Below are 21,048 nucleotides of genomic sequence, written 5' to 3' on the forward strand. Positions count from 1 at the left end.
ATTCTAGAATTGAGCTGAACTGAACAATTCATATCACTTGATCTTGTCTTATGTAAGTATAATTTTATACTTCTTCTCCGCTTAATCGATGAAGAAGCCGCTCTACTTTCGCCCGTCTGCCGAGCGGCAATACCGCTGTCGGCGCTTGACTTTAGAGTGCGAATTGGTGATGCCCAGATCGTCATGTTGCCCCTCATTAGTCCTAAAGTATATTTGATATTCAACTTAGAAAAAGCAAGCGATCGTAGTTGATGTTGCCCTAAACTCTTGTGTCAAAACTACTCGATTATTGCTGAATCAATCTGTAATAGAAAGCATTATCTCTTAATCTGTCGAAATTTCCAAAATGATTAGAAATTAGCATCAAAAAAAGAGGACAAATCAAGCCAAGCAAATCTGATTGCCTTCTTTTTTAATTGCAATTTGTGAATTAATTCTAAGGCGTTGTTGTCGTTGAGCGGTAATAGTAACTATTTCCACTTTCAGCACAATTTGCAACCACACCCACGAGATTTAACCGATTCAGCATCCCCACTGCCTGCGTCACTTCATCCCGATTGACCTGCCCCATCCGACCGACTAACAGCGCTCCATCACAGAAAGAAGCTGCCAATAAGGCATCCACAATTCCCAACACGGGTGGCGCATCTAAAATCACCAGATCGTAATGCTGCTCAAACACTGTGATCAAATCGCGCATCCGTTTGGAGCTGAGCAACTGCACGGAATCGCTAGGAGTGGGGCCAGCAGTTAATACTGAGATTGGCAGATCGCTGTAAATGCTCGCAGGCTGAATCGCGGCTTGCGACAGCGCCCGATCGCTCGTCAACAATGTCGAAAGCCCGTGATCGTTCGGGAGCTGCAATTGCTCATGCAGTCCAGGACGACGTAAATCAGCATCGATTAACAGGACGCGCTGATGCAGCCGTGCTGCACTAATCGCCAAGCCCAGCGCCACAGTTGACTTGCCTTCACCCGCTAACGCTGAAGTGACCACCAGCGATCGCAGCGGATTCCCATCGGTCATCAGTTGCAGATTCTTGTAAATCAAATCCAGCGATTCGCGGAACGGTGCCCAATGCAGCACTTGCGGCATGACAATGTCTCCGGCGAGGCGCGATCGATGAGTCGCAAAACTGGTCACTGGCATGATCTCGGTCATCGGCAATTCCGGCACCATCCCAATCAGCGGAATTGATGCCTGCTTGGTTAAGTCTTCGGAAGTCCGAATCGATTTATCTGCCGATTCGCGCAGGAACGCCGCTACACTCCCCAGCATGACTCCCGCCGCACCTCCAATCAGCAAATTGCGTAACCAATTTGGACCAACTTGCCGACCAAACTTTGGCTGCTCTACCGCCTGCCAATCAAAACCACCCCGCGCAATTTCCAGACCCAAATCTTGCCGCGCTTTTTGCAGTTCATCCAGCGTGTCCCGGTTCAGCTTCACCGCAGGCTGGAGGCGGTTGTATTCCGATAAGAAACCTGGAAATCGCTGGAGTTGAGATTGGAGCCGCTGGGATTCTGTTGCCAGCGTTTGATCCCGCGCCTGCGCCGAAAAGAACTCCACCTGAGCCTGAGTTAAGTCGCTGGCAAATTTTAGATCGTTATCCCCTAACTGTCCGGCGGAAAGCAGGGCATCGCTTGATCCTGCAACCGCGCCCGCATTCGCGCCTAAGACCCGCTGCGCCTCCTGCTGAAGCAACCCAAGCTGGCGCTGACGCTGCTCCAAAAGCTGCTGCACAAACGGAGTTTTACTGGTAAAGCGCGTTTGCTGCTGAGCTAAGGCAACTTCAGTTTTTTGAATTTCACCCAGTAAGGCTTGATATTGCTTAGATTGGCTAAGTTTTGCCGCGATCGCGACTTGCTGCGGCGATCGGGCTAACTGCTGCTGGAGCGCGTAAAACCGTGCCTGAGCACTGGCAAGATCGCTGCGATTCGCTTGCTGATTTTTCTGCAATTCCCGCAGCGATTCTACGACCGCCTTTGATTGCAATTCGGGATCGATCAGGTTCGCAGATTTGCGAAACCGCTCTAAAGCGGCTTCGGCTTTATCTACTTTCGCCTGCACCTGCGGAATCTGTCCGTCAATGAACGATAATCCCTTTGCCAAACGATTGCGCTGCTGTTCTAAGTTGTAGTCCTGATAAACCTTTTGCAGCGCTTTAAGTACCTCGCGGGTTTTGATCCGATCGTGATCGATGTAGCTCATTTCCACGATGTTGGTAGTGACGCGCTCATTGCCGCGCTGCTCCTGCACTTGGGCAATATTCAGCCGCCGCCTTAAGCGATCGACGCTGATATCGCTGTAGCGCGGCTTCAGATCATCTACAGCCCGTTGCAGCAGTTGAGTGCTTCGCATTAAATTGACCTGCGTTGCGGTATCGCTTTCGACGTTGGGATCAGCAAAGGAAGGACGATTATCACCCGGAGCGCGACGTTCTCGGTAGTTTGACTCGACCAGCATTTGCATGGTGCTGCGATAGGTAGGGGGCATGATCGAGGTCACGATCGCAGCCAGCGCCACGGTTCCCGCAATTGCGCCCAGAAACCAAGCTTTCCGCCGCATCAACACGCCCAGAAGTTGCCCGTACCCTGGATCGGGTTCTTGCGACGGGAATGAATTGAGGAGGGGAAGATTACCTTGCGACACGATCGTTACTCCGTTGATTTTAAATTTCAGGAAGCTAGAAAAATGAATTTACTAAATTAGCCAGTGCCACAGACCTCTGCGATCACCGAGTCGATCGACTGAAAAAACGCATCTTTGGAAAAGCGACTCACTGCGTGTTCGCGAATTCGGTGATAGTTCCAGTCGATCGTTTTGGCTTTGAGCAGAGCGCGGTAGAGGGCGTGAGGCGTTTGAGAATTGAAGAACACACCTGTCACTCCCGGAATCTGAGTATCCAGAACGCCGCCTTCTCCATAGGCGATTACCGGAGTTCCGCTTACGTTTGCCTCAACCGGAACCAATCCGTAATCTTCCAGCGCCATCACGATCACCGATCGCGATTTAGACATCAGTTGTTTGCGCTCCGCATCGCTGACATGCCCTAAAAATTGCACGTTCTGCCGCGCTCGCGCTTCTAGCGTGTCGCGCTCTGGGCCGTCTCCTGTAATCAACAGCTTCCAGCCCAGCCAATTAAACGCTTCTACCACCACATCTAACCGCTTGTAGCTAATCAAGCGAGCCGAAGCAAGATAGAAATCTTCTTTCTGAGGTGAGAAGTCAAACTGTTCGCTATCGACTGGACAGTTCGCGACGTGAGCCGGCTTGCTGTAAATCTCTTGAATTCGCCGCGCTACGGTGTGAGAGTTGGCAATGTAGACATCTGGTTCTTGGGCGTAAGCAAGGTCAGCTTTTCGCATTGCCCGAAAGATTTGCTCGATGAGGGGCAGAAAGCGCCGATAAGCAGTGTATTCACGCAGATAAGTCTGAGTGTCCCAGAGAAATCGCGTGATGTTGTGACAAAAACAAATATGTTTCGCATCAGGACGCTTTCTTACAGCTTTGGCAAAGCTCGTGGTGCTGCTAATAATCAAGTCATACTCGCGCAAGTCCAGCGCCCGAAATGCTGAATAGTACAGCGGCGCTAGAAGCTTGAAGTAGCGTGAAGCTTGTGGAAGCTGCTGTAGATAGGTCGTGAACACCGCACGATCGCCAAAGTCGATCGAGGATGCGGGTTCATACAGGGAGGTATAGATATCGGCATCGGGATAGCGCTGACAGAGCATCTCAAAGACGCGCTCTGCACCACCCCGCTGAGTCAGATAGTCATGGACGAGGGCTACTTTCATGACAAGACCATAGAGAACCAACAATTCGATTCGATCAAATTGTCTGAGCAGAAACACCCCGCTCGCTGAATGTGAAAACTCAGGCGAGTCTAGAGCCGATTGAGACAGCAACGAAAATCAGGAAAAGCGCCTCCAAGTCAAGTGACCGAAGAACCAAGTAAAACAATCGAAACGAAGCCCAATGGATAAACTTCGTCAACCGTATTTACTCCGAGCTTAAAACGAATTTCTACCGAAGCAACTGTAAATTTACCATGAAGAAGTTATCATCTCTCCGGTGACAGAGATGCGAAACAGGTATAAGTTATGCCAAAATATACGGAAAAGGGTTAATCTTCATCCAATTCATCGGCTCTAAGATCGCCAGGTTCGTTTGGCATTTCTGGTGTGACAGCCGGATTTTCAACAAGTTCTCGCGGGTCTCCCTGATAGCCACCGCTATAAACTAAATCGTTAGGATCAACCACCTTTTGGTTTTTAGGTGCAGAGTCATCGGTGGCTTTCGGTAAGCGTTCTGTCGGTTCTGTCATGGTTTTATCTAGAATTTTTAAAAATCCTAGAAAGTCCGATCGCTGACTTCCCCTATCGCAAGCATGAGTTAATCTCTCACCCCATTCATTTCAAGCCACGCAGGAACATAATGGCTCGATTGCCGCAGTTCTTTGTCGATCGCTTTGTAGTTTGGATCTTTTTCTTGCACAAGTCCCCAGAATTGTGCCGAATGATTGAGATGTACGGTGTGACAGAGCTCATGCACAAAGACATAGCGCACCAATTCAGGGGGCAGAAACAGCAGTTTGAAGTTAAGGCTGATGCTGCATTGCTGAGAACAGCTTGCCCAGAGGGTTTTCTGTCCGCGAATGGAGGCTTTGTGAAACGGTAAGTTGAGTTCTTGGCTCACTGACCACAGCCAAGGTACGAGCCGCTGATAAGCTTTATGGGTTAACCACTGCTGCAACAGGGAACGACAAAGTTCTTCGTTGTGAGTGTTGCCGCGCAGAATCAACCTCGATTTACCTTTCTCGCTGAGCGTTGCCCGCGAAAATCCAGTCGGCTGATATTCGATCGCCCAGGTTTGGTCGATCGCTCTGAGAAGCAACTGTTCAGGTAGCGCAGCAGAGGCATCGATCGACAGTTGTTGGCGCTGTTCTTCAAGGCGTTCGATCGTGCGCTCGATCCAGCTTTGCTTGGTGTGCAAAATTTCTGGAATGCGGCTTTGGTCAAATCCGCGTGGGATAATGACTTCTAAGCCGCCCTGAACCGTCATTTTTAAGCTGACGTGTTTCGCTTTAATGCTTTCTCGAACTCGATACTGAGGGAGTTCCACAGGCTGACCCTGAATCAGTCTTGACTCAACCATTGGTACGCATCGTTGCAATTCCAAACCCGTCATTTATATTACTCGATTCAGCTAGGATTGGATCAGCAATTTGGTTACGAATCGAACCGATTTGGTGCCGCTAGATTCAGAAATCGCGTAAATTGCGGCTCGAATAGGAGTTTGATTGTTCCTGTTGGCCCGTTGCGGTGCTTTGTGATGATCACTTCAGCAATGCCGCGATCGGGGGTGTCCTCATTGTAGTATTCATCCCGATAAAGCATCATCACCAGATCGGCATCTTGCTCGATCGAACCACTTTCACGAAGGTCTGACATCATTGGACGCTTGTCAGCGCGTGATTCTACACTCCGACTAAGTTGAGACAGCGCGATCACAGGCACATTTAACTCCCGCGCTAACCCTTTCAATGCCCGCGTAATTCGCGCTAGTTCTTGCACCCGGTTTTCACTGCCGCTTCCTTCCATCAGTTGCAGATAGTCGATTAAAATCATGCCGAGTACGCCGCCCTGTTCGGCTTGTAGCTTCCGGGCACGCGATCGCATCTCAACCACACTAATGTTAGGGGTGTCATCGATAAAAATCTTCAGTTCAGACAATCGGGCGATCGCATTGCCCAGTGGCTCCCAATCTTGAGAAGCAATGCGTCCCGATCGAAGTCGTCCACTCTCGATTCGCGCCTCACTGGCTAACAATCGCTGCACAATCTGCTCTTTTGACATTTCCAAGCTAAACACCGCGATCGGGAGCTTGTACTGTGCTGAAATGTTGCGCCCCAAACCTAGACAGAAGGCTGTTTTCCCCATTGACGGACGACCCGCCACGATAATCAAGTCCGATCGCTGAAAGCCCTGAGTCTTGCCATCGAGATCATAAAAACCAGAAGCCAATCCCGGTAAAGCCATCCCTGCCGATCGTTCTTCAATTTCAGAGAACGTCTTGGTCAAAATGTCCGCTGTCGGAATCAATCCCTGATTTGGGCGCACCTGTGTAATGCTAAAAACTTTCTGCTCAGCTTCATCCAGAACTTTCTCTAAGTCTTTCGCCGTTTCATGTCCAAGCTGAGAAATCTGATGTCCAGTGCTGATTAACTTTCGCCGTAGATACTTATCTACAACTAACTGTGCATATTGATCAATGTTGACTGCGCTCACCGTGCGATCGACTAATTGCACCAGTTTTGATTGTCCACCGAGTTTTTCCAACAGTCCGCGATCGTTAAGCCAGGTCGAAACGCTCATCAAATCCGTGGGAGACCCTTGATAATGCAGCGCCACACAAGCCTTGTAAATCTCCTGATGAGCGCTACTGTAAAACGCTTCCGGGCGCAGAATGTCCAGCACTCGCGTAATTGCCTCTGGATCAAGCAGAATTCCCCCTAAAATGGCTTCTTCAGCATCCAAATTTTGGGGTGGAATGCGATCGTTAATGGGTTGAAAATTAAACTCTTGAACCATGATGCTGAGGGGCAATATTGCGAGAATGGATCAAAGGGGCTGAATCCCACAAAACTACGGAACTCAACCCCTACAGGTACTTCAATCTTAGCAGTTTATAGTAGGCTTGTACTAAGCTGCAACGACTCGAACCACCACCGTTGCCGTTACTTCGGGATGCAGCTTGACTTGCGCCTTGTACTCTCCGATTTTGTGAATATCGGGAAGCGTAATCGTGCGGCGATCGACCTCTTGATTGGTCTTTGCCTTGATTGCTTCTGCGACATCCTGATTGGTCACCGTTCCGAAAATCGCATCGTTTTCGCCGGCTTGCTTTTCGATATCGAATCCGCCTGCCGTTTCGATTTCTGCTGCAATTTGCACCGCTTGCTGTCTCAATTCAGCTAAGCGCTGCTCTTCAAGTTCACGCCGACGGGCGACCTGCTTGAGAATGCCAGGATTGACCGTCGTTGCCTTGCCTTGGGGCACAAGATAGTTTCTTGCATAACCGGGAGCGACTTCCACCAAGTCCCCGATGCGTCCTAATTTGCTTACGTTCTGAGTCAGAACTAGCTGAATCCGCTTCGCCATAATTTCAGTATTCTCGATTGTTTCCGCACAAATAGTCTATTTTACCGGAGAGTGCGAAAACTGGGGTAGAAGATTTTTTTAATCAAACTGCATCAATTTGCGAGAAAGGTGCTATTGTAAGAAAGCGCAAAACAAAGCGGTAAGCAGCGCGGGCATAGTTTAGTGGTAAAACACCTGCCTTCCAAGCAGGATATCCGGGTTCGATTCCCGGTGCCCGCTTTGGTCAATTGACGCTAAATCGTAAAACCTGCCGTAACAAAGGCAGGTTTTTGTATTATCCGTGGGATAATTCCCTGGTAGACCACTGGTAAAGGTTCTACCTTGTGAGGAGTTGAATATATGAAACAAAATCTTTGGCAACAGTCGCTTTCGGCGGTCACGATCGCAGCCCTTGCGGCTCCTGTAATCTCGCTTCCTGCATCCGCACAGCTAACAGGTCAAGCTCGCTGTGCAAAACAATCTACGGCAATCTTTGCTCAACGATCGTCAACGAGCGCGGTCGTTCGTACTCTAGCTGAAAACCAGTCTGTGACATTGAGTGAGAATGCCGCACAAAACGGATTCATTGGTGTGAGCGCTCCCACAGCAGGCTTCGTTCAGACTGCAACTCTGAAACTTTGCCCGCCGCAGCCAAATCCCCAAGGAACGTGTCGCCGAGTGAGCCAAACGCAAGGGTTAATCGTGCGTCAACGCGCGGATATTAATTCCCCGATCGTGGGCAACGTAGCGTTTAACTCACAGGTATTTCTGACAACGAACCCTGCAACGACTGGCATCAGTGGCGGTCGGATTTGGGTCAATATTGCAAAACCACTGTCAGGCTGGATTTCTAACGGGTTCCAGAATACTCCCGGAACCAATTTGGTGTATTGCCAATAAAGACACACAATCAAGACAATGAGAAGCTTGTAGCATTTTACTAATGCAGCTACAAGCTTCTTTTTTTGATAGATTTCTGAGCGTTACTTCAGCGAACCTAACTGGTTGCGAATCTCACGCGGGATGATAATTCGATTCACAGCATGGATTACGCCATTCGACGCTAGGAGATCCGCTTGTACGACACGGGCATCATTCACAATCACACGCGAGGGTGTGACATCGATCGAAACACCACCTCCCAAAGTTTTAAGATTGCCATTTCTGAGTTGTTTCGCGGTTAACTCACCAGGGACAACGTGGTATGCCAGAATCCGCGCCAGCAGTGCACGATTTCGGGGTTGCACTAGCTTTTCTACGGTTCCCGCAGGCAGACCGGCAAATGCGGCATTCGTGGGCGCAAAAATCGTCACTCTTTGACCTTTTTGAAGGGCATTACCAACGCCTGCTGCTTTGATTGCGGCAGCAAGGGTAGTGAACTGACCTGCACTAGATGCCTGTTGAAGTAGCTGAGTTACCGTCAAGTTGCGAGTATTCACCGGAGCCGGAGATGCTGCTGGCGTGGGACTTGCCGAGGGTGTGGGGCTTGCCGAGGGTGTGGGTGACTGAGCAATTGCACCTGAATGCGACACCACACTGCAAGCGGCAGCGATCGCCATCATCGAAGCAACTTTACGAAACTGAGATCCGAATCGATCGAACATTGAAACCCTATCCTTTGAGTAAAAGCTACCGTTAAGCTAATACGTCCATCAAATATTTTCAACATCTCTAGGTTTTGACGACTCTAGTTAAGAATAGCTCTATGACGCTGGACTTGAGAATGATTGCAGCGTCGGGTTAGGATCGCTCCAGATGTGGATACCATCGCTCCCGCCTGCAATAATGGCTTGTCCTTGCAGCGCAAATTTCACAGACAGATTACTAAAAGGCGTTGCTGGCAGTGATCCCAGGGATTGTTCATTCAGTAAATGCCATAGGTGAACTGCTCCTCCTGCGGCAGTGGCTAACGTCTGTCCATCTGGACTCAAAGCCAGAGCGGAAGCGCCTGCACTGAACGTTTTTAACAGCTCTCCGTTTCTAAGGTCCCAACTCTTAATCCGGCTACTTCCTGTGATCAAGGTCTGCCCATCCTGGCAAAAGAGTAATCCAGTTACCTCCCCCGAATCTAGGGTTCTAAGACGATCGCCATCCTGGACTTTCCAAATTTCGGTTTTCGTACCATCTCCCGTCGCTAATAAGGTTCCGTCTGGACTAAACTCGATCGCTCGAATCGGCTGTTCTCCGAGGCTATAGATGCGGCGGCGAGTTGCAATGTCCCAGATTTGAACCCCAACCGGACTAAATTCGCCATCTGCCCAACGTCTGGCGCGGCTGGAACTAGCCAGAATACGGCTATCTGGACTGAACGCCAGATTAGACGCTCTGCCTGCTCTCAGCGTTGAAACAAGCCGACGGTTGGGTAAATCCCAGAGTTTGATCGTGCCGTCTAAGCTGCTGCTGGCGAGAATCTTTTCATCTGCGCTAATGGCGATCGCGGTAATTAATTGCGTATGGTCGCGCAAAGTAGTAAGGAGTCTGCGCGTCTTGAGATCCCAGAGTGCAATTCCATTCTCTTGTCCTGCTGCAAGCAGAGTGCCGCTCGAACTGATGGCAAGCGCTGTTGGCTTATCGGGAGACAATTGCTCCGATTTTCCAAAACATAAAATATCCGCCGCATAGAGGGGGATACACACCTTCTGAGCCGTGCGAGAAGAGGTAGCAGGCTCAAGCACAAGAAAAATTGCAACCAAGAGCGCGACGATCGCAGCGCCCCCAAGCCATAAATTCTGAATGAAGCGGTTTTGAGCCATGTTTATTTCTGCTCCACGCTTACTGATCCTGCCAGATTATTCTCTCATCAACTCGATTCCATCAGAAAGACCCGATGTTATATTGAGAAGAATTTATTCATTCTAAAGTTAAGTGAACAAAAATCGCGGATTAATCACGATCGCTCTGATGCTAACAACGTTTTTGAGCGTTGTTCTACTTTATTTAGGAGTCGATAAATTTTACTACGTTCTCGCAGGAGGGCGAAAGTTTGCCACTTTCCCAGATCTGAGAACGCAGTTGGCGATCGGAGGAAGCTACCTCCTGTTGTCGATCGTCTACCTCATCTGGATAGCTAATCTGCTCAGCTCCTCATGGATGCATTCAACCTGGAGTTTCCGCACGATCCTGCTTAGAACTTCCTTTTTCTGGATCTCGGCGTTTATTGCCTACCCGCTTGGGAATGATACTTACCTTTATCTCCACGCGGGATTGATGAATCTCAGCGGAGCTAATCCTTATCTGATTCGTGCCGCTTCTTACATTACACAGCTATCCCCCTATGTGGATTGGGGACAGACTTCAACCTATGGGATGCTCTCCCAAGTCCTCTTCACTTTTTCCGCAGTTTTTATCACGATTAGTCCGATCGTAGCGCTCTATGTGTTTAAGCTAATCTGCTTACTATTACACCTATTAAATAGCTATCTGATTTGGCGGTGGCTTCCAGTTCCAGAGCGCAGCAGGATTACGATCGCTTACTTGCTACATCCGCTGTTACTGATGGAACAAGTTAGCTCAGCCCACGTGGACATTTTAGTCTCAACCAGCTTGATCATTTTTGCACTATCCTTTGCCAGACAACGCTTCTGGATCACTTTTGCAGCGTTGTGGGGTGGCTTTCTTGGAAAAACGCTCCCGATTATTTGGGCACCTTGGGTTGCTGTAACGCTGCTGCGCCAAGGACATTGGAAATGGTTGATTGCAATGATCCTTGGCTCAGGTGCGATTATGACTGGGCTTTCGTTTACCGTGATGCCCAATCTGGCAGCTTGGCAGAGTATCCTTAATCCTGGCGTGGCAGGACAGTATCAATCCTCGCTAATGGCAATCTCGAAATTTGCCCTCGATCTGATTCGGATTTTCAAGCCAGAACAACTCACGCTGCTACAACAGCAAGCGATGCTCGCAAAACTTTCCAGCGCAGCACTGCTTGGTTTTTTTGGCTTTTACTGCTGGCAACTTTGGCGCAGCGACAAACGCTGGAATCAGACCCCCCAAATGCTGCTAGAAGATATGGGCTGGACAACACTAGTGCTGATGCTGTTTGCAACCTCCTGGTTAATGCCGTGGTATTGCTCAATTTTGATTACCTTCGCCGCGTTAGTTCCACAAGCGCGACTTTTTGGTCTAACAACATTAGCATTCGCGTTCTCTAGCAGCGCTCAGTATTTCTTTGGACTGAATAGTAGCTTAAAAAGCCTAATCTCAATTGGAATTCCGATCCTAGCGCTAATCATTGGTGCAATCATACTGCGCTCAAAGCACACGCCGCCGCCTGAAGCACCCCAACCGATCGAACGGTTGACAGGCTCAGATGCGGCGGCTGAATTGAACTAGCTTACTTGCGGCGAACGGCGATCGTATAAGACGGGCGCTGCTTTGCTTCGCGCTGCGTTTTCACAATCCGCAGAGTTTCATCGACATAAACATGCTCAAATTTGGGTGTGGCATGGTAAGTCTTTTCTAGCTTCTTCAATGTTGTTTTATCTACATTGTTGAGCTTGAGTTGCTGAGGTAGAGCTGTTTTCTGAGTAAATTCATCCCAGCGGGACTCCAGCACTTTATGGAACCATGCTTCTGCTTTCTCGATCGTTAAGGGAATCGCTCTCCATCTCAGCGTCTGGTTGATCGCTATGTTCTGAATGAACCACTCCCCTTCGCGAATCTCAAACTTCTGCATCACCATAAAATCGTAAGCCGCAAGAATCGGAGAGAGTTTCTCAATCAGCTTTGATTTTGATCCCGGTGCATACCTTGCAATATTCGCGTAGTAGCCATTTTCTAGAAAAATTTGGTAAGAACAATCATGCAGCCGCCCTGGTAACACATCATGAAATGGGATGGTAGACCAAACAGGTGTCCACACGCCTAGAACGATCGGAACTTGCGATTCAACTGCTGGATGCGGGTTACGCTGCTGGAGTTCCTCAAAGTAGGGAGCCAATTCGTTTTTGGCATATGCCACTTTTTGATTCAGCGGCTCAGTATCGCGATCGCGAACGAGCGTCAAAAGTTCAGCCTTGAGTTCTTCGGTGGTAAGTTGGCTGAGGGGTTTAACCTGAATAGCATTAGCGACCATATTATTGCTCTAATCCATAAAACTGCTGCGATTTAACTAAAAGTTTAGAATTTTTAACAATAATCGTTCTCTATCAAGAGAGGCGTTCTTGGGCAGAGTTTGCTCCACTGAAAGAGAGGTTTGGTGGAAATACAGCAAGAGGAGAAAGTAGCGCGATCGCGGAATTGTCTGATAGAATACTTCAGAAATCTGCTGGTGTAGCTCAGTTGGTAGAGCAGCTGATTTGTAATCAGCCGGTCGCAAGTTCGAGTCTTGTCACCAGCTTTCAGGAATGTACGTTCGCAAATTAAATGTCGCGATTCGCAAATTAATGTCGCTTCTCGCGATTTTTGCCATTTCATCTGTGGTTTCGCAGATTAGTGTCGCTAAACAGTATAAACTTGCTGTTCGCAAATTAATGTCGCTTTTGGATTAGGGCTGCGAATATATTAACGACCACAGACTAAACAGCAGTTGAATTCAGGTTTACAAATCAGCTGCTCCTTTCAGTCCTCAACATTATTCTTAAAAACTTGATTCTTAGAAACCTGGTGATAATTAATCCTCTCTATATTTAGACAGCAAAATACTTTTCAGCCCACCCATTACTGAGAGGGCGATTGCGACACGTGGACGTAAATCTATAATGCTTCCAGAAATAGCTTTCAGCCCACCCATTACTGAGAGGGCGATTGCGACTTCATCGGCGTTCCGCTGTTCGGCATTGTTGGGGTGCTTTCAGCCCACCCATTACTGAGAGGGCGATTGCGACCAGCAGCATTCAACGAATATTTCAGCAAGCTAAGACGATGACAATCTTTCAGCCTACCCATTACTGAGAGGGCGATTGCGACTCCTTAAGAATCGTTGTCAAACCATATCAAAAAACCTTTCAGCCTACCCATTACTGAGAGGGCGATTGCGACTTTAGCCAGTACAAGGAGAATAGAAATGTCCGACGCACTTTCAGCCTACCCATTACTGAGAGGGCGATTGCGACTCCCAGCACTAGAATCCTTCTCCTGCAAGCTTTCTAAGTTTGCTTTTGGCAAACCTGGCTAAAAAGTACTCTTTTGACTTTTGTGAAAGCTTACTCCGGCAATCTTCAGTTGAATGAAAGCTTTGCCAGCAGGGAAGCTTGGAATTTTGGCGAACCTCCCAGCAATTTTGCCCTTGCTGCGGTTTGCCAAAAAGAATTGGAGGACTCCTCCTTGCTCGGAGGCGATTCAGTAGCCGCCACTTCAGTCACATCATCGACATCAATCGCTTGATGCAATAACGCCCCTGTACCCCCACATTGTGAAGGCTTGACCCACTTCTGCTGGGTGCGCACCTGCGCTACAGTTGAAGAACGAACTCCACAACTACAGCTTTCCCATCCCCATACAAATCTCAAATCGAAATCTACACCAGGATGGCAGTTAGTGAGCGGACAGCCACCAGGGTCGGAAAGTACAGTCGTCTCACAACGACCAAACTGACCCTCATTTTTCACAGTTCAGCGGCTGAGAGAGCTTGAACTGCGGCGCTGTTGATTCACATCTTAACTTGTCTTGGTTCGGAAGTACTGTAAGGTCAGACTATTTTGCCGTGATCGCACGAGCATGGTAAGCCGAGATCGCAATATCTTTTGCCAGCTCTTGAGGGCTACCTTTGAGTGGCTGAAATCCGACTTCAACGGTGATACCCAGTTGAGTGGCTTGACTACAGATAGCTTCAATCAGTCTGTTGTACCCCCATTGATGTATCGCCTGACGATACGCTTTAGCGTATTGCTTTTGAGCTGCAATTGATCCTGGGCACTTCTGTTCCGCTCTTGCTTGAATCTCACTGTCGAGCAGCTCTCGCATGTGCTTCAGGTTGGGTACTACAATGCTGCCTGCTTGATAAGTTTGAGCAAGTTCAATGACCGCCTTTGCTAACAGCCGATCTACATATTGCCCCAGTTCTGATTCTGAGGGTTGGGATGCGGCTCCACGTTGTTGATTTTTGTGGCGTTGCAAGCGGTTTTGCTGCTGCTGGTTGCGGTGACGGTTCAGCAAGTGGTATTGCTCACCGAGCAGTGCACGAGGGGTACGATAGGTGAGTATCTCTCCAGTTCTGCCGTTGACAACCGCCACTGTAATCGGGTCAGCCAACCCAATACTGATTCCAACTAGAATTTCGGGATTGCCTACACGGGGAGTCCGGCTAGGGCGTTCGGGTAAGTTCTGCAAGCGATCGAGCGTCGAATGATTGCGAGGATCTGGGTTGGCATAGGTCAGTTTCTTACGGGCTTTCGCAACCTTCTCCTGCTGGACTTCTAGCGTGCCTTCTGCGGTCATTAGACGAGTATCGAAGGTGCAAAAAAGGACAAGATGGTTCACGTTCCAAGGGTCACCCTTGCCTTCGCCTTCTCTCCAGCCTAGAAAGGCTGAACTGAGGGTGAGTAAGCCTGCCGGATAAGTATCTTTATTCGCTTGATAAGCCTGACAGTCTTCTAAGAAGCGTTGGAAGAAAGGCAGTTGCCGTTGATCGCAAGATAAACGAAATGGATACTCTTTATCGATCTTGAACCACTGCTTGATGTCAGGATCAGCTGCACTGAGATACTGGTTCATTCCATTAAAGGTGACAGTGATTCTCCCTGTTGCTGTCTTGCCCCAATAAACATCGGTCGCACTGCCGTAAATGATGGGATAAGGGAGAGACGCAGGGCGGGTTAGCAGTTTAGCTTGCCACTCCTGTGCTTGAGCAACTGTTTCAGACAGTTGTTGTGTCGCAATCGTCAATGTTTCTAGAAAGGTTTCCCCTGCTAAATCTCGCCCCTTTGGGAGACGAGCCTGGAGTTGGGCTTCCAGCTGCTCAATCTCCTTCTGTTTACGATGAGTGCGGTGGGCAAACTTTTCTGAATCCTCTTCAGTGGTGGGAACCTCACAGTCATTTTTGAGGAGATAGGCAATGGCACATCGGGACAAAATATCGTCTGTAGCGTCATAAGCCTTAAACAATCGATCCATGAGGCTGCCCTCATTGGCGGATTGGGTTTGCCCTTGTGCCCGCTTGCGCTTCTTTGCAGGTGAATTGGGTGGATCTATATCTTCTGCCTTGACCTGGTCCAGAATCGCTCGCGCCTGATGCCGAATGGCCTCAAGCGTGGAACCGCTAAGTTCAAGCAGTTCTGCATCACTCTTGACTACATTTAGCCAACGCCGTTTGCCATCCAGACGGCGGTGACGGGTTTGCTGGAGCGCCAGCCAGGATTGGTAGGTGTAGGTCACCATCTGGTTGGCAGAAGCATAGAAGCGTCCAGGCTGACCTGGGTAGACTGCCTTGAGCGAGTCGCAAAGCTCTTTAACAGAGCTATAGGCGACAGTGCTCCTGCGCTGCCAAGTCTCAAAATCCTCATGCTGGCTGACTCGTTGGAGCAGGTCGTTTACAAGCGGGGTATTGCTGTTAGTCATAAGCTGCCAGAGATGACGGCGTACAGGCTCGGAAGCGATTAGGCGACAGTGAATCGTTTTGAGGCTCATTGATCGCACGACTCCATTGAGTAGGTTGCTGATAAATGTGAAGCACTCTGAAATAGTTTTTGCGTACTATTTCTTGTAGAGGTATCATACCGAAGAATTGTCAGGATGGCAATCTAATTAATATGGCACTTGCTCCCCGAATCCCCTCTCATACACACTGGTGTGCGTTACAGCTTTATCTGCAATGGGCGCACGACGAATTGATGGAACTTGAGGAGTTTTTGCGGATTTGGGATGTCTCACGGGAGGAGCTGGCGTTCATCTGCGACTGCTCACTCACTACTGTCAATCACTGGTTTTCTCAGGGAGAGCACCGCAGATTTCCGAGTGAAAAGCATCAGCAGAAGCTGGCACTCGCTCATCATATTTGGGTGACAATCGAATCTGAACCAGAATATTTGAAGACGTTGCGACAGATGTATCACACGAAACAGCGGCGAAGGCAGGAAAAATAGGAGCTTGCCATATGGCAAGCTTTTCTTGTCAGTTTATTTAGTTCAAGTGTACTTTTACACATAGCCTACGTTTGCGAAACAGCAATCCTTTGCGAATCGCTGACAACGAGATGTAATCCACTTGAATGAGAAGCCGTGAGTATCTATGAACAGAAAGCCATCCCCTCGATTTGGGTCACTTGGCTGTCACGATTAATGGCAGATGAAACGCAGTGTGTTTGGTCAATCTGGTTTCGGACGCACTTTAAGTATGAAAAGCTCAAGACAAATTTTGACTCTGCAAAATGGAACGCTAACCATCGGACTTTAGTGAACGATCGCATAAACCTTCTAGATGCGGCAGGGTACACCGTTTATGTTGAAGGAGAGAATCGATTTGAAGTCTTAGGCAGGGATCATCTGATTAGAGTTGCAGGGAAACCAGATATTGTGGCGATTAAAGGCGGTGAAGCTTGGGTTGAAGATTGCAAGACTGGGCAACGGAAGAACGCAGATTTCTACCAGATGCTGATTTACTTGCTGTTGCTTCCCGTAAGCTTAGCTCCCTGTCAAGGATTACCCCTACAAGGTCGATTGATTTACCGGGATGAAATTGTGGAAATTCAGGCAGTTCAGGTAAATGAGGATTTCAGAACGCAATTTCGGGCTGCGATCTCAACTCTCAGCAATCCGACCCCAACTCGTAAGGTTCCGAGCTTGCACGAATGCCGTTTCTGCGATATTCCATCGTGTTGCTGTCCAGAGCGAGTAGAGAATGCACCCAATCAGGGTATGGAAACCCATGACCTTTTCTAATGGCTAGAAATCGACATTCGAGAAGAAGTCTTCGTCAATCCGCTTGATGTGCAATGTTTCCTTGATATTGACACCGACATCATGTTCGATCATCAGTTGGGCTAATTTCTGTCCATCGATCAGGATGATTTTGCTGTCTCGCAGTTGGAATGCGTAGGTAATTGCCTGCTGAGTGTAGGTGGAAGTGGTGATGAAAACACCTTTGCGAGCACCGACACCTGCTAAAGCTCCTTGAAAGGCTTGAATTTTTTCTCGACCCACTGAGCTTTTCCAGTGTTTGGCTTGAATGTAGATCACATCCCGTCCTAGTTTGTATTCATTCACGCCCGTTTTTACAAAGAAGCGCTATTTCGCTGCGATCGCTGTGCTCAACCATCTTTCTTGCCTCTCTCCTGATATTTGACCATTGCTGTAAAGCGCAGCCCACAGTGATGACATCTCCCATCTGTCCATAATGCTGGAATCTGGAAGGGGCGCTTACAACTGGGGCATCGCTCTAACAATCGCAAGTTGTGACGTGTGCAAACGGCAACTATATCCTTGTGCTGCCACACCATCCGATGACAGGGTACTTCAGCATAACAGGCTCCACATAGTCGAATGGGGCGAGGCTGCAACGTCATTCCCTGGTGAGGCAACATCGCTTGGAAGCGCGAAGGATCTAAACCGATGAGGCGGGAGATCGCGCCCAACTCTTCTTCAGTGGAAACGGGTTAAAGTAGAGCTTTTCCCAACGGGCTGTCACTGCACCAATACCCGCCGCTTGCCCTAATGCATAAGCTGAAGGCAGATGATTCGCCTTGAAGTGCCTCAACCGTCCTAGGTAGTGACTGATACTTTCATACTTCAAGGGTTCCACATAACCGAGCCGAGGCGCATTCTCGTCAGGCTGACTCATGACAGATTTTTCCTTACAAAATATTCATCTCAATCCTCGCTTAACTCCTAGTTTCTTCTCGCCTCTGGCGGGATATAGGGTTTGCCATAACGGTTGGCGATGTTGGACAGAATTGCCTCATCCACCTTCCCATGCCCTTTCTTGAGCGAATGCAATACCGCCCTCGTCAAAATCTTGATCAAACTGCCCATGTGAGCTTGGGTGCTGGCTGCCAAAATCTCAAATAGCTTGCCTTCTGACAAGTTAGAAGCTTGCGGAAGCGCCAGAATGTCATGCTCGATCGTCCGCAGTGTTTTCTGGAAGTCTTCATAGTCTAGTCGATCGAATTCAAACAGGGAGGGAAAGCAGGGCAACAAGTCGAAATTCTGCAATGTACTGTCTAGATCCTGCCTACCAATGAGAACGATCGGCACGCCTGATTCCTCATGAAGCTGCTTCAGGTCAATCAAGGCTTCCCGTTGTAGATTATCGGCATTATCAATGATCAAAAGCTCGATCCCAAACGGCTCCAAGCATCCAGCTAATCGAGCGCGTAAATCTTGTCGTCTTCCCCTCGGAGCCGCATGGTTAATATCTTTGAGAATTTGTGAAAACAGCCGCTTAGAGCTTGAATTTGACCAAGCTTTAACACAGGAAACTCGTTTTCTATCTTCTTGGCGGTAATGTGTGGACGATCGACTCTTGCCGACCTCCCTCGCTCCAATGACCCGTCCGCACTGTTTCAGTAATCGCAATTCATCGAGCCATCGGAAATATTGCGAAGCGCGATCGGTCGGAATAAAAGCCGTCTGGAATAGCTCCTCGATCGCTGCCGTTTTGACTAGGACATCAGTCAAATCAAGCTGAGGAGCAAGAATCTCGACCGGAACTTGGGTTGCAAGCTGGGATTGTGCCATATCCTACCAAATCCTTTTCAATGATTGATTTTTGGGGATCACGATTGAATGCCGTTCTTCAGGTGGAGGTGTCGAAGCAGCAGGTTCAACAGGTTGCGAAGGAGAAACAGGAGACGGAGGTTTCATCTGCTCGGAAGTCACCCTTTCTGGCAACAGATCGATCAATTCAGTGGGGCTAGCAGATTTGCCTGCTCGTTCTTTCCGTAATTCAACGACTTTCGAGTTCTGCTTGCTCTTTCCTCTCAGTTTTTTCTGCTCAGTGCGCTGCCGTTCTCTTTTCTCCTGCTTACGTTGCTCGACAAGTTTTTGCCGCTGATCCAGCGCTAAGAGTGCATCGTAGTTTGAATGTTCTCGCTTGGCATGACTGCGGACTTTGTTCAGATGCTTGAGTTCCTCCAGGCTCAAATCTTGCGCGTCCATATTAATTGCATGGGCATAGCCAATAAACTCTCCTGCCTCGTCACCCGTCTCTTGGCGATATACATACAAGGTCAAAATGTGGTCAGGGTCATACTGTAACGTCACATATTCGCCTTGCAGCGATCGCAGCTCTTCACAGCGGTAAGTCAGGTTTTCAAAGTAGACAGACCCATGCGCCTGCACCACACGTTGCTCCGCTTTCATTAAGCAGGGGTCTAAGTCACGTTCATTCAACGGCTCAGGCAGTTTCTTTCCCATACCTTTAAACCAGCGCACAAAGCGGGTATCAAGTGGATCTTTCGGATAGGGCTCGTGATTATAGTCGCGGAAGAAGTACACGGCTAAGATTAGGTCGATATCCTCAAAGGTAAGGCACGCTTCCTTCTCCGCACGTTCTGCCCCATCCTCCTCCTTGGAGATGTAGCCTGGTAGGGGAGCTAAGACTTTGGTGTTGATCGTTTTGAAGAGCCGCTCTTGAATTCCCCCCTGAATCGGACGATCGCGGAGTTCACACTGAAATCCCAACTTTTTCCCGATGGATTGGATGAGCTTAGATCGGCTCAAATCCTTGCCTCCATCAGTGAAGAAGTATTGGAGCGGTGCGCCATAAATATTCGACTGACCCAAAACTTCTTCAAGCTCATACTCGAGTGGGTACTGCTTAGGCAAGATTGCATGCCTGAGCGTTAGCGCCACTTCATGTGCTCCTGGCTGTTTGTGCCACAGGTGGTAGCCAATGACGCAGCTTGAGAAGGTATCGACAACGGTGGTCAGCCAAGGTCTCCAGGGAAGAACTTTGCCCGCCTTGTCGACAATCCGAATATCAAGTTTCGTGTGATCGCACTGGATAATCTGATTGCTGAAATCCGCTTTTAGCAACTTCCCATCCCGCGTTTCCACCGCTACCCAGGAACCAGACCCTGGATTGCGAATTTTCTGTGTCCGTTTCTGGCGTTCAACCAAGGGCTTCAATATTCGATAAATAGTTGCTGGGTGGGGATAGTCACCTTCTTCATGTCGCAAATCGATCACAGCATGCCGCTGGACTTCGCGCACGACATCAGCAGGCTTGAGCCGATGCTTATCCTTCAGGCTTTGCTCGTAAACTTGCCGAATGTAGTCCACCCAATACTCATGAATTCGATGTTGCCCTTTGTCGGAGCGCTCAATCCCAACGGTTTCGCGCAGCCGATCCTCGTTGTATTGGTTGAGTAATCGCTCTACCTGACGAGGCGATACATTCAGAGTTTTGGCGATCGCTTGTTTCCGCTCCGTCTTCACTTTTCGGCTAGGTGACTGCGCCAACCACTCGATGAGCCGAAACCGTAATTTATGGGGATCTGAAGACTCGATCAAGATTGGGAATAGGTCTGTATCGAAGGCACGATCGCTCAGCAGAATTTCATCGAAAGTTTGTGAGTCGGCATCTAATGAAACTTGACTTTTATCCATAGGGGATTGTCGCATTTCTGGCTTGAATGGTAAAAAAGTACCACTATTTCTTCAAGATGGCTAGATAATGCGACATAAAACTTACGAGAAATGGAGAGAAGATTGGTCAGAGCGATCGCAAAGCCGCATTTTCAAAATTATCCTCATTAGCGTCTGCCTTGAGTACGTTTGTTTGTAAACCTTCGCTAGATAATCAGGCTCACGATCTTCGTTTCAAATTCAACTGATCACCACAGTGACCGATCTTGCAGCTCATCGCATCACAGCTTGATGCAACTGAACGAGATTGGTTCACCGCTCAGTTCTAGTGATAAACATCGATGTTGAGGTTTTCGCGGATGAGCATGATCATCCCTCATTTGTCACTCTCGCTGAAACAAACTCTGAAACACAGCTACAGCGCGAGTGCCCTATTTTGACGGCT

The 21,048-nt window shown here is 48.7% G+C and carries 18 protein-coding genes, 2 tRNA genes and 1 pseudogene; 6 read left to right on the top strand and 15 right to left on the bottom strand.

Annotation, left to right across the window (positions count from 1 at the left end; all coding sequences use genetic code 11):
* Positions 1-436: 436 nt before the first annotated feature.
* From H6F51_10050 to rplI, 6 genes are all read right to left on the bottom strand, one after another.
* Complete coding sequence (locus H6F51_10050; GenBank protein ID MBD1822835.1) at positions 437-2,653, bottom strand: polysaccharide biosynthesis tyrosine autokinase; 2,217 nt, start codon at positions 2,651-2,653, stop codon at positions 437-439.
* Between the two features lie 56 nt (positions 2,654-2,709).
* Complete coding sequence (locus H6F51_10055; GenBank protein ID MBD1822836.1) at positions 2,710-3,798, bottom strand: glycosyltransferase; 1,089 nt, start codon at positions 3,796-3,798, stop codon at positions 2,710-2,712.
* A gap of 329 nt (positions 3,799-4,127) precedes the next feature.
* Entirely contained in the window at positions 4,128-4,328 is a 201-nt protein-coding gene (locus H6F51_10060) for a hypothetical protein (protein ID MBD1822837.1), read from the bottom strand.
* 68 nt (positions 4,329-4,396) lie between these two features.
* Complete coding sequence (locus H6F51_10065; protein ID MBD1822838.1) at positions 4,397-5,158, bottom strand: M48 family metallopeptidase; 762 nt, start codon at positions 5,156-5,158, stop codon at positions 4,397-4,399.
* A 74-nt stretch (positions 5,159-5,232) separates the two neighbouring features.
* The gene (gene dnaB, locus H6F51_10070) at positions 5,233-6,594 is read right to left on the bottom strand and encodes a replicative DNA helicase (protein ID MBD1822839.1); all 1,362 of its coding nucleotides are present in this window, start codon (positions 6,592-6,594) and stop codon (positions 5,233-5,235) included.
* 111 nt (positions 6,595-6,705) lie between these two features.
* Positions 6,706-7,164 (bottom strand): 50S ribosomal protein L9, encoded by a 459-nt coding sequence (gene rplI / locus H6F51_10075; GenBank protein ID MBD1822840.1) that lies wholly within the window; start codon positions 7,162-7,164, stop codon positions 6,706-6,708.
* Between the two features lie 148 nt (positions 7,165-7,312).
* Between rplI and H6F51_10080 the strand changes: the two genes are divergently transcribed.
* Positions 7,313-7,383, top strand: a tRNA-Gly gene (locus tag H6F51_10080).
* Between the two features lie 120 nt (positions 7,384-7,503).
* Positions 7,504-8,043 carry an SH3 domain-containing protein gene (locus tag H6F51_10085; protein MBD1822841.1) on the top strand — a complete coding sequence of 180 codons (540 nt, stop codon included), beginning with the start codon at positions 7,504-7,506 and terminating at the stop codon, positions 8,041-8,043.
* Positions 8,044-8,126: 83 nt separating this feature from the next.
* Here the strand turns inward: H6F51_10085 and H6F51_10090 are convergent, their stop codons facing one another.
* Positions 8,127-8,747: a fasciclin domain-containing protein gene (locus tag H6F51_10090; GenBank protein ID MBD1822842.1), complete on the bottom strand. Its 621-nt coding sequence runs from the start codon at positions 8,745-8,747 to the stop codon at positions 8,127-8,129.
* Between the two features lie 99 nt (positions 8,748-8,846).
* On the bottom strand, positions 8,847-9,896 hold the full coding sequence (locus tag H6F51_10095; GenBank protein ID MBD1822843.1) for a WD40 repeat domain-containing protein: 1,050 nt from the start codon (positions 9,894-9,896) through the stop codon (positions 8,847-8,849).
* A 112-nt stretch (positions 9,897-10,008) separates the two neighbouring features.
* Between H6F51_10095 and H6F51_10100 the strand changes: the two genes are divergently transcribed.
* Positions 10,009-11,475 carry a hypothetical protein gene (locus H6F51_10100; protein MBD1822844.1) on the top strand — a complete coding sequence of 489 codons (1,467 nt, stop codon included), beginning with the start codon at positions 10,009-10,011 and terminating at the stop codon, positions 11,473-11,475.
* A 1-nt stretch (position 11,476) separates the two neighbouring features.
* On the opposite strand, the gene H6F51_10105 is transcribed toward H6F51_10100, so the two are convergent.
* Positions 11,477-12,217, bottom strand: coding sequence for a hypothetical protein (locus H6F51_10105; protein MBD1822845.1), 741 nt, complete (start codon positions 12,215-12,217; stop codon positions 11,477-11,479).
* 191 nt (positions 12,218-12,408) lie between these two features.
* On the opposite strand from H6F51_10105, the gene H6F51_10110 reads away from it, so the two are divergent.
* A tRNA-Thr gene (locus H6F51_10110) sits at positions 12,409-12,481 on the top strand.
* Positions 12,482-13,301: 820 nt separating this feature from the next.
* Here the strand turns inward: H6F51_10110 and H6F51_10115 are convergent.
* Together H6F51_10115 and H6F51_10120 are read right to left on the bottom strand one after the other, a co-directional pair.
* Complete coding sequence (locus H6F51_10115) at positions 13,302-13,691, bottom strand: hypothetical protein (protein ID MBD1822846.1); 390 nt, start codon at positions 13,689-13,691, stop codon at positions 13,302-13,304.
* 85 nt (positions 13,692-13,776) lie between these two features.
* Positions 13,777-15,708: a hypothetical protein gene (locus H6F51_10120; GenBank protein ID MBD1822847.1), complete on the bottom strand. Its 1,932-nt coding sequence runs from the start codon at positions 15,706-15,708 to the stop codon at positions 13,777-13,779.
* A 203-nt stretch (positions 15,709-15,911) separates the two neighbouring features.
* On the opposite strand from H6F51_10120, the gene H6F51_10125 reads away from it, so the two are divergent.
* Together H6F51_10125 and H6F51_10130 are read left to right on the top strand one after the other, a co-directional pair.
* Complete coding sequence (locus H6F51_10125; GenBank protein ID MBD1822848.1) at positions 15,912-16,163, top strand: hypothetical protein; 252 nt, start codon at positions 15,912-15,914, stop codon at positions 16,161-16,163.
* A gap of 135 nt (positions 16,164-16,298) precedes the next feature.
* A complete protein-coding gene (locus tag H6F51_10130) occupies positions 16,299-16,958 on the top strand; it encodes a PD-(D/E)XK nuclease family protein (GenBank protein MBD1822849.1) in 660 nt (219 codons plus the stop codon).
* 3 nt (positions 16,959-16,961) lie between these two features.
* Here the strand turns inward: H6F51_10130 and H6F51_10135 are convergent, their stop codons facing one another.
* The 4 genes and pseudogenes from H6F51_10135 to H6F51_10150 form a co-directional block, all read right to left on the bottom strand.
* Positions 16,962-17,282 carry a restriction endonuclease gene (locus H6F51_10135; protein MBD1822850.1) on the bottom strand — a complete coding sequence of 107 codons (321 nt, stop codon included), beginning with the start codon at positions 17,280-17,282 and terminating at the stop codon, positions 16,962-16,964.
* Positions 17,283-17,326: 44 nt separating this feature from the next.
* Positions 17,327-17,856 (bottom strand): annotated as a pseudogene (locus H6F51_10140) (TniQ family protein).
* Between the two features lie 47 nt (positions 17,857-17,903).
* Positions 17,904-18,752, bottom strand: a complete 849-nt coding sequence (locus tag H6F51_10145) for an ATP-binding protein (GenBank protein MBD1822851.1) — start codon at positions 18,750-18,752, stop codon at positions 17,904-17,906.
* Positions 18,753-18,755: 3 nt separating this feature from the next.
* Complete coding sequence (locus tag H6F51_10150) at positions 18,756-20,624, bottom strand: Mu transposase C-terminal domain-containing protein (GenBank protein ID MBD1822852.1); 1,869 nt, start codon at positions 20,622-20,624, stop codon at positions 18,756-18,758.
* Positions 20,625-21,048 lie beyond the last annotated feature (424 nt).

It is taken from the genome of Cyanobacteria bacterium FACHB-DQ100 (assembly GCA_014695195.1).
GTDB lineage: Bacteria > Cyanobacteriota > Cyanobacteriia > Leptolyngbyales > Leptolyngbyaceae > Leptolyngbya.

What these genes read in the sequence shown, in the direction of transcription:
- dnaB (MBD1822839.1), bottom strand. Translation starts at nt 6,594, where the DNA reads ATGGTTCAAGAGTTTAATTTTCAACCCATTAACGATCGCATTCCACCC.
- H6F51_10125 (MBD1822848.1), top strand. Translation starts at nt 15,912, where the DNA reads ATGGAACTTGAGGAGTTTTTGCGGATTTGGGATGTCTCACGGGAGGAG.
- H6F51_10105 (MBD1822845.1), bottom strand. Translation starts at nt 12,217, where the DNA reads ATGGTCGCTAATGCTATTCAGGTTAAACCCCTCAGCCAACTTACCACC.
- rplI (MBD1822840.1), bottom strand. Translation starts at nt 7,164, where the DNA reads ATGGCGAAGCGGATTCAGCTAGTTCTGACTCAGAACGTAAGCAAATTA.
- H6F51_10060 (MBD1822837.1), bottom strand. Translation starts at nt 4,328, where the DNA reads ATGACAGAACCGACAGAACGCTTACCGAAAGCCACCGATGACTCTGCA.
- H6F51_10145 (MBD1822851.1), bottom strand. Translation starts at nt 18,752, where the DNA reads ATGGCACAATCCCAGCTTGCAACCCAAGTTCCGGTCGAGATTCTTGCT.
- H6F51_10085 (MBD1822841.1), top strand. Translation starts at nt 7,504, where the DNA reads ATGAAACAAAATCTTTGGCAACAGTCGCTTTCGGCGGTCACGATCGCA.
- H6F51_10150 (MBD1822852.1), bottom strand. Translation starts at nt 20,624, where the DNA reads ATGGATAAAAGTCAAGTTTCATTAGATGCCGACTCACAAACTTTCGAT.
- H6F51_10065 (MBD1822838.1), bottom strand. Translation starts at nt 5,158, where the DNA reads ATGGTTGAGTCAAGACTGATTCAGGGTCAGCCTGTGGAACTCCCTCAG.
- H6F51_10095 (MBD1822843.1), bottom strand. Translation starts at nt 9,896, where the DNA reads ATGGCTCAAAACCGCTTCATTCAGAATTTATGGCTTGGGGGCGCTGCG.
- H6F51_10090 (MBD1822842.1), bottom strand. Translation starts at nt 8,747, where the DNA reads ATGTTCGATCGATTCGGATCTCAGTTTCGTAAAGTTGCTTCGATGATG.
- H6F51_10055 (MBD1822836.1), bottom strand. Translation starts at nt 3,798, where the DNA reads ATGAAAGTAGCCCTCGTCCATGACTATCTGACTCAGCGGGGTGGTGCA.
- H6F51_10120 (MBD1822847.1), bottom strand. Translation starts at nt 15,708, where the DNA reads ATGAGCCTCAAAACGATTCACTGTCGCCTAATCGCTTCCGAGCCTGTA.